The organism is Zoogloea oryzae, assembly GCF_030161255.1.
Lineage (GTDB): Bacteria > Pseudomonadota > Gammaproteobacteria > Burkholderiales > Rhodocyclaceae > Zoogloea > Zoogloea oryzae.
The window spans coordinates 133,888-149,550 of record NZ_BSPX01000001.1; the positions used below are offsets into that span (position 1 = coordinate 133,888).

Genomic DNA, 15,663 nt, shown 5'->3' on the forward strand with positions numbered 1-15,663 from the left:
TCGACGCCCAGTGGCTGCGCGGGCTGATGCAACTGCTAAACACCAAGACTATGCGACACGTCATCTCCCTTGTCATCGAGAATGAATCCGGTGCGCTTTCCCGCGTCTCCGGCCTGTTTTCCGCTCGGGGTTACAATATCGAATCCCTCACGGTGGCCCCCACCGAGGATGCTTCCCTCTCCCGCATGACGATCGTCACCTCCGGTTCGGACGACATCGTCGAGCAGATCACCAAGCAGCTCAACAAGCTGGTTGAAATCGTCAAGGTGGTTGACCTATCCGAATCCGCCCACATCGAACGTGAGCTCATGCTCATCAAGGTGCGGGCGACCGGCAAGGACCGGGAGGAAATGAAGCGTCTGGCGGATATCTTCCGTGGGCGCATCATCGACGTCACCGACGCCAGCTACGTCATCGAGCTGACCGGCACCCAGGCCAAGCTCGATTCCTTCGTCGGTGCGATCGAACCGGCCCTGATCCTCGAAACCGTGCGTTCGGGGATCTGCGGCGTCGGTCGTGGCGAGCGGGTATTGAAGGTTTAATGTTCGGGGCGCAGCGAATCCTCGCATCTCGCGTCGCCCCTTGATTTGCTCATCTTCTGTCAGAAAGGCAAGAAATGAAGGTTTTTTACGATAAGGACGCCGACCTCTCCCTGATCAAGGGCAAGCAGGTCACGATCGTTGGTTACGGCTCTCAGGGCCACGCCCACGCCCAGAACCTGAAGGAATCCGGCGTCAATGTGACCGTCGGTCTGCGCAAGGATGGCGCCTCCTGGAACAAGGCTGTGGCCGCTGGTCACAACGTTCAGGAAGTTGCCGAGGCCGTCAAGGTCGCCGACGTCGTCATGATCCTGCTGCCGGATGAATCCCAGCCGGACGTCTACAAGAACGACATCGCCCCGAACATCAAGCAGGGCGCCACCCTGGCTTTCGCCCACGGCTTCAACGTTCACTACAACCAGATCGTGCCGCGCGCCGACCTGGACGTGATCATGGTTGCCCCGAAGGGCCCGGGCCACACCGTCCGCTCCGAATACCTCAAGGGCGGCGGCGTGCCGACCCTGATCGCCGTCTATCAGGACAAGTCCGGCAAGGCCCGCGACATCGCCCTGTCCTACGCTGCTGCCAACGGCGGCACCAAGGGTGGCGTGATCGAGACCAACTTCCGTGAAGAAACCGAGACCGACCTCTTCGGCGAACAAGCCGTGCTCTGTGGCGGCGCTGTCGAGCTGGTCAAGATGGGCTTCGAGACCCTGACCGAAGCCGGCTACGCTCCGGAAATGGCCTACTTCGAGTGCCTGCACGAGCTGAAGCTGATCGTTGACCTGATGTACGAAGGCGGCATCGCCAACATGAACTACTCCATCTCCAACAACGCGGAGTATGGCGAGTACGTGACCGGCACCGAAGTCATCAACGAGAAGTCCCGCGAAGCCATGCGCAACGCCCTGAAGCGCATCCAGACCGGCGAATACGCCAAGATGTTCATCCTGGAAGGCAAGACCAACTACCCGTCCATGACCGCCCGTCGTCGTCTCAACGCTGCTCACCCGATCGAAGTGGTCGGCGGTCAGCTGCGCGACATGATGCCGTGGATCAAGGCCAACAAGCTGGTCGACCAGTCCAAGAACTGATCTGAGCTGTCTTGATTGACGCGCGGGGGACGAAAGTCCCCCGTGTCGTTTCCGGAGTCCCGCCTGGATTGAAACCCTTTTGGGTGCCATTTCAGGTTCGGCGGATTCACCTGCGTTACAATTCCGTCCGGTTCCATTCATCGCCCGAATCCATGGCCGATCTGCAATCCCGTAAGCCCTTGCTCAACCCCGAGCGGCGTCGCCGGGGCATCTACATCCTTCCCAACCTGTTCACGACCGCTGCGCTGTTCGCCGGCTTCTATGCCATCGTGCAGGCGATGAACGGGCTCTTCGAGCAGGCGGCGGTGGCGATCTTCATTGCCATGGTCCTGGACGGCCTCGATGGCCGTGTGGCGCGCCTCACCCGAACCCAGAGCGCTTTCGGCGCCGAGTACGACTCCCTTTCCGACATGGTTTCCTTCGGCGCGGCGCCGGCTCTGATCGTCTACGAATGGGCGCTCAAGGGCATGGGCAAGCTGGGCTGGATGGCGGCCTTCATCTACTGCGTCGGTGCGGCCCTGCGGCTGGCCCGCTTCAATACCAACATCGACGTGGTGGACAAGCGCTACTTTCAAGGGCTGCCCAGCCCGGCGGCGGCGGCCCTGGTGGCGGGCCTGGTGTGGGTGATGATCGACAACGGCATCGCCGGCCCCGACATCCGCTGGTACGCCTGCGCGCTGACGATCTTTGCCGGCATCTCGATGGTGAGCAACGTGCTCTTCTACAGCGGCAAGGAGATCAACCTGCGCAAGAGCGTGCCCTTCATCGTCATCATCGCCTTCGTGATCGGTCTGCTGCTGGTGTCGAGCTATCCGCCGGGCGTGTTGTTCGGCCTGTTCCTGTGTTATGCCGTATCGGGGTACGTGCTCGGCGCCTGGAGCCTCCTCAAGGGGCGCAAGCGCAGCGCCGCGGTGGCCGACAAGGCTGATCCTCAGCCCTGATCCGTAGGGATGCGGTGCGCGCTTTGCGCGCAGTTCGCCCGACCGTTTTCATTCCAATCCGAATTCCGTCCGGCCCATTGAACGGCCGGGCCATTGCCCAATCAAATTATAGAGACTCGGCAGGAGCCCATCATGAACGACCAGTTGATCATTTTCGATACGACCCTCCGCGACGGCGAGCAGAGCCCTGGCGCGTCGATGACTCGGGATGAAAAGCTGCGGATCGCCCGCCAGCTCGAGCGCATGAAGGTCGATGTGATCGAGGCCGGTTTTGCCGCGGCGTCCAATGGCGACTTCGAAGCCGTCCGCGCGGTGGCCGAGGCGATCAAGGAATCGCGGATCTGCTCGCTGGCCCGGGCCAACGAGAACGACATCCGCCGCGCCGGCGAGGCCATCCGCCCGGCCGCCCAGAGCCGCATCCACACCTTCATCGCCACCAGCCCGATCCACATGGAGAAGAAGCTGCGCATGGCGCCCGATCAGGTGGTCGAGGCAGCAGTCAAGGCGATCAGCTGGGCCCGCGAATACACCGACGACGTGGAGTTCTCGGCCGAAGACGCCGGCCGCTCCGAGATCGACTTCCTGTGCCGCATCTTTGAGGAAGTCATCAAGGCTGGCGCCAAGACCATCAACGTGCCCGATACCGTCGGCTATAACATCCCCGAGCAGTTCGCCGCGACCATCCGCACCCTGATCGAGCGGGTGCCGAATTCCGACAAGGTGGTGTGGTCGGTGCATTGCCACAACGACCTGGGCCTCGCGGTCGCCAACTCGCTGGCCGCCGTCCGTGCCGGTGCCCGTCAGGTGGAATGCACCATCAACGGCCTCGGCGAGCGTGCCGGCAATGCCTCTCTCGAAGAGGTGGTGATGGCTGTGCGCACCCGTCGTGACATCTACCAGTGCGACACCCGCATCGACACCACCCACATCGTGCCGGCCTCCAAGCTGGTGTCGGGGATCACCGGCTTCCCGGTGCAGCCGAACAAGGCCATCGTCGGCGCCAACGCCTTTGCCCACGAATCCGGCATCCATCAGGATGGCGTGCTCAAGCACCGCGAGACCTACGAGATCATGCGTGCCGAAGACGTGGGCTGGAGCGCCAACAAGCTGGTGATGGGCAAGCATTCCGGCCGCAACGCCTTCCGCTCCCGTCTGCAGGAGCTCGGCGTGGTGATCGAATCCGAAGAGCAGCTCAACCACGCCTTCGCCCGCTTCAAGGCCCTGGCCGACAAGAAGCACGAGATCTTCGACGAGGATCTGCAGGCGCTGATGAGCGACGAAAGCTCCGAGCCGAAAGAGCACTTCCGTCTGCTCTCCGCGGCCTTCCATTCCGAAACCGGCGAAGAGCCGAGCGCCCGCGTGACGCTGTCGGTGGGCAACAAGGAAGAGAACGTCCAGTCCTCGGGCTCCGGTCCGGTGGATGCGGCCTTCAAGGCGATTGAAGGGATTGCGAAGAGCGGCGCGCAGCTGCTGCTGTATTCGGTCAACGCGATCACCACCGGCACCGATGCTCAGGGTGAGGTGACCGTGCGTCTGTCGAAGGATGGCCGGGTGGTCAATGGCCAGGGCGCCGACACCGACATCATCGTCGCGTCGGCCAAGGCCTATCTCAACGCGCTCAACAAGCTGCAGAGCAACATCGAGCGGGTGAATCCGCAGGTCTGACCTGCGGATTCATGGGCTTCAGGCGCCGGGCTTCGGCGCCTGGGCCAGCCGGGACGGCGCGGTGGCGCGGGCGTAGAGCATCGCCGCCATGAAGAAGACCACGCTCAGCGCAGCCTCGGCCAGCGCCAGCAGGTTACCCGGCGGCGCATCGTTGGTGCGGATCACGCCTTCCGTCAGATAGAGCAGGATCAGCATCGTGCTCCACTGGTAGGTGTAGCGGTTTCCGCGCAGGATGCCGAAGAGCGGCACCATCAGCGGCAGCACCTTGAGGGTCATCCACGAACCGCCCGGACGGAGCGGGGCGAGGATCGCTTCCCACGCCAGGCAAAGGGAAATCAGGGCCAGCAGCGAGATGATGGCGATCAGCGAGAGGGTCTTGGGTTTCATTGGGGTGCGAGCTTCAGAGCGGTTTCGGCCAGACGTTTGCCCATGGCAAAGGCGAGGCGCTTTTCTTCTTCGGTGAGTCGGGTGTTTTCGTCCTTGCCTGCCACATGGGTGGCGCCGTAGGGCGAGCCACCGCTGGTGGTGCCGGTGAGGTCGGCTTCGGAAAAGGGCAGGCCGACGATCAGCATGCCGTGGTGCAGGAGCGGCGTCATCATCGACAGCAGCGTGCTTTCCTGGCCGCCATGCTGGCTGGCCGACGAGGTGAATACGCAGGCCGGCTTGCCGGCCAGGGCACCCGACAGCCATGGGCCCGCTGTGCCATCCAGAAAATATTTCATCGGCGCCGACATGTTGCCAAAGCGCGTGGGGCTGCCTAGCGCCAGGCCGATGCACTCTTCCAGATCCGACATCTCTGCATACGGAGCGCCACGCTCCGGGATGTCCGCCTCGATGGCCTCGCAGACCGCGGAGATGCGTGGTACGGTTCGCAGCCGTGCTGCGGCGCCAGGAACCGAATCGATACCGCGCCCGATCACTTCGGCAAGGGCGCGCACGGAGCCGCGGTGACTGTAATAGAGAACGAGGATTTCCTGCATGGTGGGGCCTGTAGAACGGAAGGGCATTATACGTAAATGAGTTCCCCCACTGACTCCCGGTCCGACCTCCAAGTGCAAGTCTCGCCGCCTGGAGAGTCGCTGATGCGGTCGGCGGCGCATCTGCTGCGCGTCATCTGGCAGCGCTTTAAGGAAGGGCGCTGTGCTCAGGTGGCGGCCAGCCTGGCCTTCACCACGCTGCTCTCGCTGGTTCCGTTCGTCACGCTGGTGGCCGTCGTGCTGAGCAAGTTTCCCCAATCCGCCCAGTTGGATGCGGCGTTGCGGGGCTTTCTGCTCGACAATCTGCTGCCCGAAAAGGCCGGCAAGGTGATCGCCACCTACGCGTTCCAGTTCAGCCAGAAGGCAACCAATCTGACCATTGTCGGTGCGTTGGTCCTGATTGTCACGGCAGTGATGCTGATGCGGACGATCGACACGGTCATCAACCAGATCTGGATGGTGCGTAGCCGCAGGCCGTGGGCCACGCGTCTGGCGGCGTACTGGGTGGCGCTGTCGTTCGGCCCGCTGCTGCTTGCCGGTGGTGTTTTTCTGGCAACGGCGATGCTGAGCATGTCTCTCGACATCGTGAACGAGCCGGTCTGGCTCCAGGCTGTCGGCCTGCGGGTGGTGTCGGTGACGATTCTCGGGTGCGTGCTCACCGCGCTCTACTTCGTTGTGCCCCATTGCAGCGTCAGGTTTTCGGATGCCGCCCTGGCCGGGTTTCTTGCGGCGCTGGCTTTCGTGGTGATGCAGCGGCTCTTTGGTCTGTACCTGAGTCATTTTCCCAGTTACACGCTGGTGTATGGGGCGTTTGCGGTGGTGCCGATCTTCCTGCTGTGGCTCTACCTGTCTTGGATTGTTGTCCTGCTGGGAGCTGTAGTTGCCGCCGTGCTGCCCGAACGTGACGTGCTGCGACGGCCACTGCCGGCGTTTCCGGGGCGGCGGGTCTATGTGGCCTTGTTGCTGCTGGTCGAGCTGGCGCTTGCCCAGCGCGCCGGGGCGAGTCGGGATGTGGCCCGGCTGTCGGTGGCTGGCCGGTGTGGTCACGGCGAGATCCAGGAATTGCTCGAGACGCTGGAGATGGCGGGCATCGTGGCCCGGCGCGAGCAGGGCGGATGGCTGCTTGCCCGGGCGGCGGAGGATGTTCAGGCGGGGGAGGTCGGTCGCCTGTTTGGCTGGAACAGTCTGACTCAACCGCAGCCCGTCGCCACCTCAGCCGGGGCCGCGGTCGATGCCTGCTGGCACGATGTGCTTGCCGCGCTGGACGCGTCGGCGTCCGTCACACTTGCGACGCTGGCAGCCAGCGGCGGCGGGCGCACTGGCTCGGGTCAGAGCGGGTAGGGGTCGATCTCGTACTGGAACAGCTCGACAGCCGGGGTCTGGATGTCGAGGCTGAGAAGCCGCCCCTGGGCGATATAGAGGCGCTGGACGTCGGAAACCAGCATGAAGCGCCGTGCCGAATAGGTGCCCGCAGGCGCCAGGATCGCCTGCTGGCGCCCCAGGGCCGCCACGGGCGGAAGCACCAGTGCGGGGCGCATGGGGCGTAATTGCTCGGCGTTACGGAAGCCCACCGAAACCGGCTTGGCGGCGTTGCCGATGACCTGCAGGCCCAGCTCGATCTGTTCCGGCGTTTCGGCACGAATCCAGCGCACGATGCACAGCGACCAGGGTTCCTCCTCGCTGCGGCGGATGGCAATGGCAATGCCCGGAGTCAGATTGTTGGCCGTCCCGGTCACCTGCATCACGGCATAGCCGGTCGGGCTTTCGTTAACGACCATCCATTCGGAGGCGTAGCGGTTCTGGCGGGCCGTCCCGGGTTCGCGAAGCATCTTCCAGATGGTCTCGAGGCCGCTGCAGACGCTGACGGCGTACTGATTGCGGCGCCGTGCGTGCTCGCGGTGCGGAGGGGACGCCCAGTATTCGCGAACGCGCCGGAGTAGCGTTGCCGTTGCCGAACGGGACAGGCCGGCGGGAAGGTTGGCGGGCTCGGGGCCTTCGCCTTCGAGTTGCTCAATCAGCGAAGTGGTGCGACGGGCGAGTTCTTCGGCCGTGAAATAGATGAGGCCGTCGACGGCCGGCGGGTCGCGCCGGTTGATTGAAACCGGCGGGGCGTCCTGATCGAGATCGATCCACAACCAGCCGTGCCCTGGATCGTTCGGCACCGAGTGCCGGATCGTCACGTACTTGGCGTTGGCCGAGAGGAATTCGGAAAGCCAGCTGATTTCGGCGCTGGTCAGCCCTTCCGGTTGTGCTGCGACGAAGGCCAGCAGGTATTTGTAGGCCTTGAGGGTTGCGTCGGGAATGCCGCCTGCCTTGGCGTCGGCGGGTGATTCGGCGCGACTGCCCTGGAAAAAGCCGTGGGCGCGCTGCCAGAACTCGAAAGGCGCACTGTTGCCGGCCAGGTGGGCGATGGTCAGTTGCTCGCCGAGGATTTCCAGCGCCTTGGCGCTGATGACTTCCGGGTTGCGGCGCATCGTCCGGACGAGCCGGTGCTGCACTTCGGCAAGCACTTCGCCATAGCCGGAGGCGACCTTTCCGAGGGCGGCCACGAGCCGGGAGGCGGAGCGGTGGAGGCTGACCGAGAGGGGCAGGGTGGCGACGGCGAAGCGCTCGCGATGCATCTTGCTGATCGCCAGCGCACGGGTGTGGAGCAGATCGAGACAGCGATGGAACTGGTTGCGGCTGATCTCCGGGCGACCGAGATCGTCGAGGTGACGGACGAGGGCCGCCAGCTCAAGGTCTGCATCGGCAGTGAGGTCGGTGGCCAGCCAATCGAGGATCGGGGCCGTGCGGTCGGATTTTGGGGAGTCGGCGGCGCTCATTGCCAAGGTTTTCTCGTAACCAGCTTGCTATTGTAATTAAGTTACCAGAAACATGTGGCTGGAATCCGCCTGTCTGCTTGCATTGGGTGCATTCCGCGAATCCGGCTGTCCGATTTGGCAGGGCTGGCGTGCAGGGCCAAGCTTGTCTTGCGGTTTTTCGCTAGGTGCCTTAATATCCAACGTTTTTCCAATTTCCATCGGATCAGGGATAGTCATGGTTGTCATTCGTCTTGCCCGCAGCGGTTCCAAGAAGCGTCCTTTCTACAACATCGTCGCCGCTGATTCCCGCAATCGCCGCGATGGCCGTTTCATCGAGCGCGTTGGTTTCTACAACCCGGTTGCCTCGGGCGCTGAAAAGGGCCTCGTCGTGAACACCGAGCGTCTGGCCTACTGGCAAGGCAACGGTGCTCAGCTTTCCGACACCGTCGCCCGTCTCGTCAAGCAGTCCGCCAAGGCTGCTGCCTGAGCGTCGGTATCAAACCCAGCCTTCTGAGCGTCGATCAATGATTGTATTGGGGCGAATTGTCGCTCCCTTCGGTGTCAAGGGTTGGGTGCGGGTTCATCCTTTCGGGGATGATCCGCTGTCATGGAAGAAGATGCCCCAATGGTGGCTCGGTACCGATCCTGATGGTTCGGACTGGGTGCCGTATACGTTGACGGGCTGTAAGGAGCATGGCAAGGGCGATCTTGTGGCCGCCTTTGCCGAAGTGCCCGACCGCAACGCTTCGGAAGCCGTCGCGGGTTACTACATCGCAGCCCCGCGGGAGGCGATGCCAAAGCCCGACGAGGATGAGTTCTACTGGGGCGATCTGATCGGCTTGGAAGTGCGCAACGCCGCTGGCGTCGTTCTTGGCAAGGTGACCGGCTTGCTGTCCACGGGCGCGCACGATGTGTTGCAGATTCAGGATGGCGATACCGAGCGCCTGATTCCCTTCGTCGCGAGCTATGTCGGCAAGGTGGATGTCCCTGCTGGCGTGATTTCGGTGGAGTGGGAAGCAGATTGGTGATGCCGGCTTCTGGTCGCAGGGCCTTTGACGTCATCACGCTGTTTCCTGAAATGTTTTCGGCGCTGTCCGGATTCGGGATCACCGGGCGTGCCCGGGAGCGCGGGCTCTACGAGCTCAACTGCTGGAACCCCCGGGATTTTGCCGAAGACCGTTACCGTACCGTGGATGATCGCCCTTATGGCGGTGGCCCCGGCATGGTGATGTTGCCCGGTCCGCTCGAGAAGGCGATTGTCGCCGCCAAGGCGCGTCAGCAGGATTCTGTCGGCAGTGCAGGGCGGGTGATCTACCTGTCGCCCCAGGGGCGTCGGCTGGATCATGGTCGTGTGCTCGAACTCGTGGCGGAGCCGGCGCTGGTGTTGCTGTGCGGTCGTTATGAAGGTGTTGATCAGCGTTTGATTGAACGCTGCGTCGACGAAGAGATTTCGCTGGGTGACTTCGTGCTTTCGGGCGGGGAGTTGCCGGCAATGGTTTTGCTCGACTCGATGATCCGGCAATTGCCGGGCGCATTGAACGACGAGGATTCGGCGGTGGAGGATTCCTTCGTCGATGGTTTGCTGGATTGTCCGCACTACACCCGCCCGGTGGTCTACGAGGACATGGCGGTGCCAGACGTGCTGCTGTCCGGCAATCACGCCGAGATCCGCCGCTGGCGGCTCCAGCAGTCCCTCGGCCGCACCGAACAGCGGCGGCCGGATCTGCTGGAAGGGCGTGCGTTGAGCAAGGAAGAATTCCGTCTGCTGGAAGCTTTCCGGCGGGCAGAAGCGAAACCGGCGGATTAGTCTTCCGGTTTCATAAAAAAGGCGTGTACCAGGTGGCGACCTGCTCTGCACGAAGGGCCAAAGGCCTCATCATTGATTGGAGTTACGCATGAACCTCATTCAGCAACTGGAACAAGAAGAAATCACCCGCCTGACCCAGAGCAAGACCGTTCCCGATTTCGCCCCCGGCGACACCGTGATCGTTCAGGTGAAGGTCAAGGAAGGTAACCGTGAGCGTCTGCAGGCTTACGAAGGCGTCGTCATCGCCAAGCGTAACCGCGGCCTCAATTCCGCTTTCATCGTACGCAAGATCTCTTCCGGTGAAGGCGTGGAGCGTACGTTCCAGACCTACTCCCCGCTGGTTGCCAGCATCGAAGTGAAGCGTCGTGGTGACGTGCGTCGTGCCAAGCTGTACTACCTCCGCAACCGCTCCGGCAAGTCCGCGCGGATCAAGGAAAAGCTCGATCACAAGTCCTTCGCTGCGAAGGCTGCTGCTGCCAAGGCTGCTGCAGCTGCCTGATCTTCAGGGGTACAAAAAAACGGCACCTTCGGGTGCCGTTTTTTTCGTCCTGCTCCGCCGTTGCCGGCAGAGGAGGGGGTGTTACTGCGCGCGCTTGTCGTGCTCGATGAGCGCGTAGGCCGAGTGATTGTGGATGGATTCGAAATTCTCGGATTCGACCACGTAGGCATCGATGCGGGGCTCGCGATTGAGGCAGCCGGCCACGTCACGCACCATGTCCTCGACGAACTTGGGGTTGTCGTAGGCGCGCTCGGTGACGTACTTCTCGTCGGGGCGCTTGAGCAGGCCGTAGAGCTCGCAGGAGGCCTGGCCTTCGACCAGCTGGACGAGTTCCTCGATCCACAGGTGATCGTTGGTGGTGGTGGTGACGGTGACGTGGGAGCGCTGGTTGTGGGCGCCGTACTCGGAGATCTTCTTCGAGCAGGGGCACAGGCTGGTCACCGGCACGACGATCTTCATCGTGAACTCATAGACGCCGCCTTCGCGGATCTCGCCGATGAAGGTGACTTCGTAGTCCATCAGGCTCTGCACGCCCGAAACCGGGGCAGCCTTGTTGATGAAGTACGGGAAGGTCATCTCCACGTGGCCGGTCTCGGCCTCGAGCTTGTGGACCATCTCGCGCAGCATGGGCTCGAAGGATTCGACCGAAATCTCCCGTTCGTGGCTGTTGAGGATCTCCACGAAGCGGGACATGTGGGTGCCCTTGAAATTGTGGGGCAGGCCGACGTACATGTTGAACATCGCGATGGTGTGCTGCACGCCGCCGTTCTTGTCCATCACCTTGATGGGGTGACGGATGGACTTGATGCCCACCTTGTTGATGGCGAGCTGGCGGGAATCCGCGGAGTTCTGAACGTCCGGGATGGCGGTTGGGGTCTGGGTCGTCATGGCTGTTCTCTATGGTCTCGCGGGAATCTGTGTTCCCAACGATTTGATCCTATCATTCCCGACAAAAGCACTCAACTATTCGGCTGATAGGCTTCTTCGATGCGTTTGAGGATGCCCGGCACATCGAGACCGATCTCGGTGAAGAGCTGGGCGTGGTCGCCGTGGTCGATGAAGCGGTCGGGCAGGCCGATCTGCAGCACGCGGACAGGCAAGCCCGCCTCGTGGAGGACGCGGGTCACCTCGGAGCCAGCGCCGCCGATGGTGGCGTTTTCTTCGAGGGTGACCAGCAGTTCATGCCCGGCGGCAAGCTGGAGGATGAGCTCGCGGTCGATGGGCTTGACGAAGCGCATGTTGGCCACGGTGGCGTCGATCTCATCGCCCGCCTTGAGGGCGTTGCCGAGCATGCTGCCGAAGGCGAGGAGGGCGGTGCGCTTGCCCTGACGGCGGATCTCGCCCTTGCCGATGGGCATCAGGCTCATGTCGGCCATCGGCGTGACGCCCAGGCCGCTGCCGCGCGGGTAACGCACGGCGGTCGGGCCGTCGTGCATGTATGCGGTGTAGAGCATCTGCCGGCATTCGTTTTCGTCGGCCGGGCAGAAGATCGTGAGATTGGGGATGCAGGCCAGGTACGAGAGATCGAACGCGCCGTGGTGGGTGGCGCCGTCGGCGCCGACGAGGCCGGCCCGGTCGATGGCCATCATCACCGGCAGGTTCTGCAGGGCCACGTCGTGGATGAACTGGTCGTAGGCGCGCTGCAGGAAGGTGGAGTAGATCGCCACCACCGGCTTGAAGCCTTCGCAGGCGAGGCCGGCGCCGAAGGTGAGGGCGTGCTGCTCGGCGATCCCCACGTCGTAGTAGCGGTCGGGGTATTCGTGGGCGAAGCGGACCATGCCGGAGCCTTCGCGCATGGCCGGGGTGATGGCCACCAGGCGCTTGTCGATGGCTGCCATGTCGCACAGCCAGTCGCCGAAGATCTGGGTGTAGGTGAGCTTGCCGCCGCCCTTGGAATCCTTGCCGGTGGCGATGCCTGCGGTGTGGTCGAACTTGGAGACGCCGTGGTAGAGGATCGGGTCGGCTTCGGCGAGCTTGTAGCCCTGGCCCTTGCGGGTGATCACGTGCAGGAATTGCGGGCCCTTGAGCGTGCGCAGGTTCTGCAGGGTGGGGAGCAGGGATTCGAGGTCGTGGCCGTCGATGGGGCCGATGTAGTTGAAGCCGAACTCTTCGAACATCGTGCCGGGCATCACCATGCCCTTGACGTGCTCTTCGGTGCGGCGGGCGAGCTCGAAGACGGGCGGCGGCAGGTTTTCGAGGAAGCGCTTGCCGATCTTGCGGGCGCCGTTGTAGATGCGGCCCGACAGCAGCCGCGACAGGTGCTTGTTGAGGGCGCCCACCGGCGGCGAGATGGACATCTCGTTGTCGTTGAGGATGACCAGCAGGTTGGTGTCGTGGATGTCGCCGGCGTTGTTGAGGGCCTCGAAGGCCATGCCGGCCGACATGGCGCCGTCGCCGATCACCGCGATGGCGCGGCGGTCTTCACCGCGCAGGCGGGCCGCTTCGGCCATGCCCAGGGCGGCCGAGATCGAGGTGGACGAGTGGGCGGTGCCGAAGGTGTCGTAGTCGCTCTCGCAGCGCCGCGGGAAGCCGGAGATGCCCTGGTATTGGCGGAGGCCCGCCATGGCCTCACGGCGGCCGGTGAGCACCTTGTGGGCGTAGGTCTGATGGCCAACGTCCCACACGATGCGGTCTTCGGGCGTGTTGAAGACGTAGTGCAGGGCGATGGTGAGCTCGACGGTGCCGAGGTTGGACGACAGGTGTCCGCCGGTACGGGAGACGGAATCAATCAGGAAGTTGCGCAGTTCGTCGGCCAGGACGGGGAGTTCGCTGGCTTCGAGCTTGCGAAGATCCGCGGGTGAGGCGATCCGGTCCAGCAGGCTGGCGCGGGGAGAGGCGGGCTGCGTTGCGTGAGGCATTCCGGGTTACCGGGTCGTTAATGGGCGAAATTCGGTTGGCGACGGCTCAGAACTGGCGGCGGATGATGAAGCGCGTCAGTTCGGCCAGGCGCTGGCTGCTGTCGCCGAAGGGCGCGAGGCGATCCAGGGCCTCCTGGCACATCTCTTCGGCGAGTTCGCGGGCGCGGGTGACGCCCAGCAGGCTCACATAGGTCGGCTTGTCGTTGGCGGCGTCCTTGCCGGCGGTCTTGCCCAGGGTGGCGGTGTCGGCCTCGGCGTCGAGGATGTCGTCCACCACCTGGAACAGCAGGCCGATCACCTTGCCCACATGGTCCAGCGAGGCCATCTGCGCTTCGTCGAGGCTGCGGCCGCATTGTACACCGAGGTTGATCGAGGCCCGGATCAAGGCGCCCGTCTTGTGGATGTGCATGAACTCGAGTTCGGGCAGCGTGAGTTGCTGGCCGACCGAGCCCAGGTCGATGGCCTGGCCGCCGCACATGCCGCGGGAGCCGCTGGCCTGGGCGAGCTGGCGGATCATGGCGATCTGGCGTTGCGGGTCGTCGCACACGGCACCGTCGGCAAGATGCAGGAAGGCCTGCGTCTGCAGGGCGTCGCCCACGAGGAGCGCGGTGGCTTCGTCGTATTCGACGTGAACCGTGGGTTTGCCGCGGCGCAGCACGTCGTCGTCCATGCACGGCATGTCGTCATGGACGAGGGAGTAGGCGTGGATCATCTCGATCGCACAGGCTACGCGGTCGAGGCGCTCGGGCGCGGCGCCGGTAAGCTGGCCGCCGGCGTGCACCAGCAGCGGACGGACCCGCTTGCCGCCGCCGAGAACGGCGTAGCGCATGGCGTCGTGGAGGCGGGTCGGGGCGATGTCGGCGCCGGGGAGGGCGCGATCAAGGGCGGATTCGGTGCGTTGCTGGATGTCGCCCATCCATTGGCTGAAGGTGGCGCTCATGGCTGGGTGTCTTCCGGCGTATTCTCGGTTTCGAGCACCCGGATGGTCTGCTCGGCCTTGGTCAGCTGGGCCTGGCACTGGCGCAGCAGCACGGTGCCGCGCTGGTAGGCGGCGAGGGCCTGATCCAGGGGGAGTTGCCCGTTTTCCATGTCCTGGACGATGGTCTCGAGCTCGGCGACGGCCGATTCGAAACTGGCGGGCTTGCTTGCGGATGATTTGACCATGCTGCCGGAACTGACTGGAGGCAAACCGTAAAAATAGCCTATCGCCGGGCTTCAGGTCAAACGCGTAATACTATATAATGGCGAGCTTTACGTTTCGGGCTTTCGCTTTCGACAAGGGGGTTCGGGATGTCTGATATCGCTTCTCAGGCACATCTATCGCCGGCTGTTTCCCAGTTGCCGGTATCGTGGTATTTCGACGAAAAAATCTTCGAGCTGGAGAAGCGCCTCCTCTTCGATGCCGGTCCGGGCTACGTCGGCCACGAGCTGATGGTGCCGGAAGTCAACCAGTACCGCTCGCTGGAGTGGCGGGATCACGCCAAGCTGCTGGTCAATCGCGACGACGGTTTCTACCAGATGTCCAACATCTGCCGTCACCGTCAGGCGGTCATGCTGCAGGGCACCGGCACGGCCGAGCGGAACATCGTCTGCCCGATCCACCGCTGGACGTACAACCCCGACGGTCTGCTGATCGGTGCGCCGCATTTCCCGGAAAACCCGTGTCTCAACCTCCAGCGTGACAAGCTTGAGAACTGGCAGGGTCTGCTCTTCAAGGGGCCGCGCTCGGCGAACGCCGATCTGTCCGGAATGCAGGTGGCGGGCGAACTGAAGTTCGACGGCTACAAGCTCGATCGGGTCGAGATCCACGAGTGCAACTACAACTGGAAGACCTTCATCGAGGTGTACCTCGAGGACTACCACGTGGTGCCGTATCACCCCGGGCTTGGGCAGTTCGTCACCTGTGACGATCTCACCTGGCAGTTCGGCGAGTGGTATTCGGTGCAGCGGGTGGGCATCACTTCGCTCAAGAAGCCCGGATCTCCGGCCTACAAGCGCTGGCACGACGCCGTGCTCAACTATGGCGGCGGTGAAATGCCGAAACATGGGGCAATATGGTTGACCTATTTCCCCAACATCATGGTTGAGTGGTACCCCAACGTGCTGGTGGTGAGCACCCTGATTCCGACCGACGTAAACAAGACGACCAACGTCGTCGAGTTCTACTACCCGGAAGAGATCCTCGAGTTCGAGCGCGACTTCGTCGAGGCCGAGCAGGCCGCCTACATGGAAACCGCCATCGAGGACGACGACATCGGCGAGCGGATGGATCGTGGCCGTCTGGCCCTGATGAAGGAAGGCCGCTCTGAGGTCGGGCCCTACCAGTCGCCCTACGAGGACGGGATGCAGCACTTCCACGAGTTCTATCGCCGGATCATCCAGCCGCACCTGTAAAGCCGCATCCGTGATGCCCGCAAGGGGTGTCACCAAAGACAAAGGGAGCCCATGTGGCTCCCTTTGTCTTTGTGCCCCGCGGGTGGCG

Annotated in this window: 17 protein-coding genes; 10 read left to right on the forward strand and 7 right to left on the reverse strand. The window is 63.3% G+C overall.

The annotated features are described in order from the left end of the window. Positions 1-50: 50 nt before the first annotated feature. From ilvN to QQK25_RS00730, 4 genes are all read left to right on the forward strand, one after another. Positions 51-542, forward strand: a complete 492-nt coding sequence (gene ilvN, locus QQK25_RS00715) for an acetolactate synthase small subunit (protein ID WP_284186345.1) — start codon at positions 51-53, stop codon at positions 540-542. A gap of 74 nt (positions 543-616) precedes the next feature. Continuing rightward, complete coding sequence (gene ilvC / locus QQK25_RS00720; RefSeq protein ID WP_153161681.1) at positions 617-1,633, forward strand: ketol-acid reductoisomerase; 1,017 nt, start codon at positions 617-619, stop codon at positions 1,631-1,633. Between the two features lie 152 nt (positions 1,634-1,785). Next, the gene (pssA, locus tag QQK25_RS00725) at positions 1,786-2,574 is read left to right on the forward strand and encodes a CDP-diacylglycerol--serine O-phosphatidyltransferase (protein WP_284186291.1); all 789 of its coding nucleotides are present in this window, start codon (positions 1,786-1,788) and stop codon (positions 2,572-2,574) included. Between the two features lie 132 nt (positions 2,575-2,706). Then, on the forward strand, positions 2,707-4,239 hold the full coding sequence (locus QQK25_RS00730) for a 2-isopropylmalate synthase (RefSeq protein WP_153161679.1): 1,533 nt from the start codon (positions 2,707-2,709) through the stop codon (positions 4,237-4,239). An 18-nt stretch (positions 4,240-4,257) separates the two neighbouring features. Here QQK25_RS00730 and QQK25_RS00735 read toward each other — a convergent pair whose 3' ends face one another. Together QQK25_RS00735 and wrbA are read right to left on the reverse strand one after the other, a co-directional pair. After that, entirely contained in the window at positions 4,258-4,626 is a 369-nt protein-coding gene (locus tag QQK25_RS00735) for a DUF2069 domain-containing protein (RefSeq protein ID WP_284186292.1), read from the reverse strand. After that, positions 4,623-5,219 (reverse strand): NAD(P)H:quinone oxidoreductase, encoded by a 597-nt coding sequence (gene wrbA / locus QQK25_RS00740; protein WP_284186293.1) that lies wholly within the window; start codon positions 5,217-5,219, stop codon positions 4,623-4,625. Before wrbA ends, QQK25_RS00735 begins: the two co-directional genes overlap by 4 nt. Positions 5,220-5,321: 102 nt before the next feature. On the opposite strand from wrbA, the gene QQK25_RS00745 reads away from it, so the two are divergent. Then, positions 5,322-6,557, forward strand: a complete 1,236-nt coding sequence (locus QQK25_RS00745; RefSeq protein WP_284186294.1) for a YihY family inner membrane protein — start codon at positions 5,322-5,324, stop codon at positions 6,555-6,557. Here the strand turns inward: QQK25_RS00745 and QQK25_RS00750 are convergent. Continuing rightward, positions 6,545-8,038, reverse strand: a complete 1,494-nt coding sequence (locus QQK25_RS00750; RefSeq protein WP_284186295.1) for a cyclic-di-GMP receptor FimW-related protein — start codon at positions 8,036-8,038, stop codon at positions 6,545-6,547. The two genes, QQK25_RS00745 and QQK25_RS00750, sit on opposite strands and share 13 nt — an antisense overlap. 214 nt (positions 8,039-8,252) lie before the next feature. On the opposite strand from QQK25_RS00750, the gene rpsP reads away from it, so the two are divergent. The 4 genes from rpsP to rplS all read left to right on the forward strand — a co-directional run bounded on the left by rpsP (position 8,253) and on the right by rplS (position 10,323). Continuing rightward, positions 8,253-8,504 (forward strand): 30S ribosomal protein S16, encoded by a 252-nt coding sequence (gene rpsP, locus QQK25_RS00755; protein ID WP_153161674.1) that lies wholly within the window; start codon positions 8,253-8,255, stop codon positions 8,502-8,504. A gap of 37 nt (positions 8,505-8,541) precedes the next feature. Continuing rightward, entirely contained in the window at positions 8,542-9,045 is a 504-nt protein-coding gene (rimM, locus tag QQK25_RS00760) for a ribosome maturation factor RimM (RefSeq protein ID WP_284186296.1), read from the forward strand. Beyond that, the gene (trmD, locus tag QQK25_RS00765) at positions 9,045-9,824 is read left to right on the forward strand and encodes a tRNA (guanosine(37)-N1)-methyltransferase TrmD (protein WP_284186297.1); all 780 of its coding nucleotides are present in this window, start codon (positions 9,045-9,047) and stop codon (positions 9,822-9,824) included. Before rimM ends, trmD begins: the two co-directional genes overlap by 1 nt. A gap of 88 nt (positions 9,825-9,912) precedes the next feature. Next, positions 9,913-10,323 carry a 50S ribosomal protein L19 gene (gene rplS, locus QQK25_RS00770; protein WP_284186298.1) on the forward strand — a complete coding sequence of 137 codons (411 nt, stop codon included), beginning with the start codon at positions 9,913-9,915 and terminating at the stop codon, positions 10,321-10,323. Between the two features lie 81 nt (positions 10,324-10,404). Here the strand turns inward: rplS and folE2 are convergent, their stop codons facing one another. The 4 genes from folE2 to QQK25_RS00790 all read right to left on the reverse strand — a co-directional run bounded on the left by folE2 (position 10,405) and on the right by QQK25_RS00790 (position 14,345). Then, a complete protein-coding gene (gene folE2, locus QQK25_RS00775; RefSeq protein ID WP_284186299.1) occupies positions 10,405-11,211 on the reverse strand; it encodes a GTP cyclohydrolase FolE2 in 807 nt (268 codons plus the stop codon). Between the two features lie 71 nt (positions 11,212-11,282). Beyond that, positions 11,283-13,181: a 1-deoxy-D-xylulose-5-phosphate synthase gene (gene dxs, locus QQK25_RS00780; protein ID WP_284186300.1), complete on the reverse strand. Its 1,899-nt coding sequence runs from the start codon at positions 13,179-13,181 to the stop codon at positions 11,283-11,285. Positions 13,182-13,227: 46 nt separating this feature from the next. Continuing rightward, positions 13,228-14,121 carry a polyprenyl synthetase family protein gene (locus QQK25_RS00785; protein WP_284186301.1) on the reverse strand — a complete coding sequence of 298 codons (894 nt, stop codon included), beginning with the start codon at positions 14,119-14,121 and terminating at the stop codon, positions 13,228-13,230. Beyond that, complete coding sequence (locus QQK25_RS00790; protein ID WP_153161667.1) at positions 14,118-14,345, reverse strand: exodeoxyribonuclease VII small subunit; 228 nt, start codon at positions 14,343-14,345, stop codon at positions 14,118-14,120. Before QQK25_RS00790 ends, QQK25_RS00785 begins: the two co-directional genes overlap by 4 nt. Positions 14,346-14,471: 126 nt before the next feature. Between QQK25_RS00790 and QQK25_RS00795 the strand changes: the two genes are divergently transcribed. After that, positions 14,472-15,575, forward strand: coding sequence for an aromatic ring-hydroxylating oxygenase subunit alpha (locus QQK25_RS00795; RefSeq protein ID WP_284186302.1), 1,104 nt, complete (start codon positions 14,472-14,474; stop codon positions 15,573-15,575). Positions 15,576-15,663: the final 88 nt, after the last annotated feature.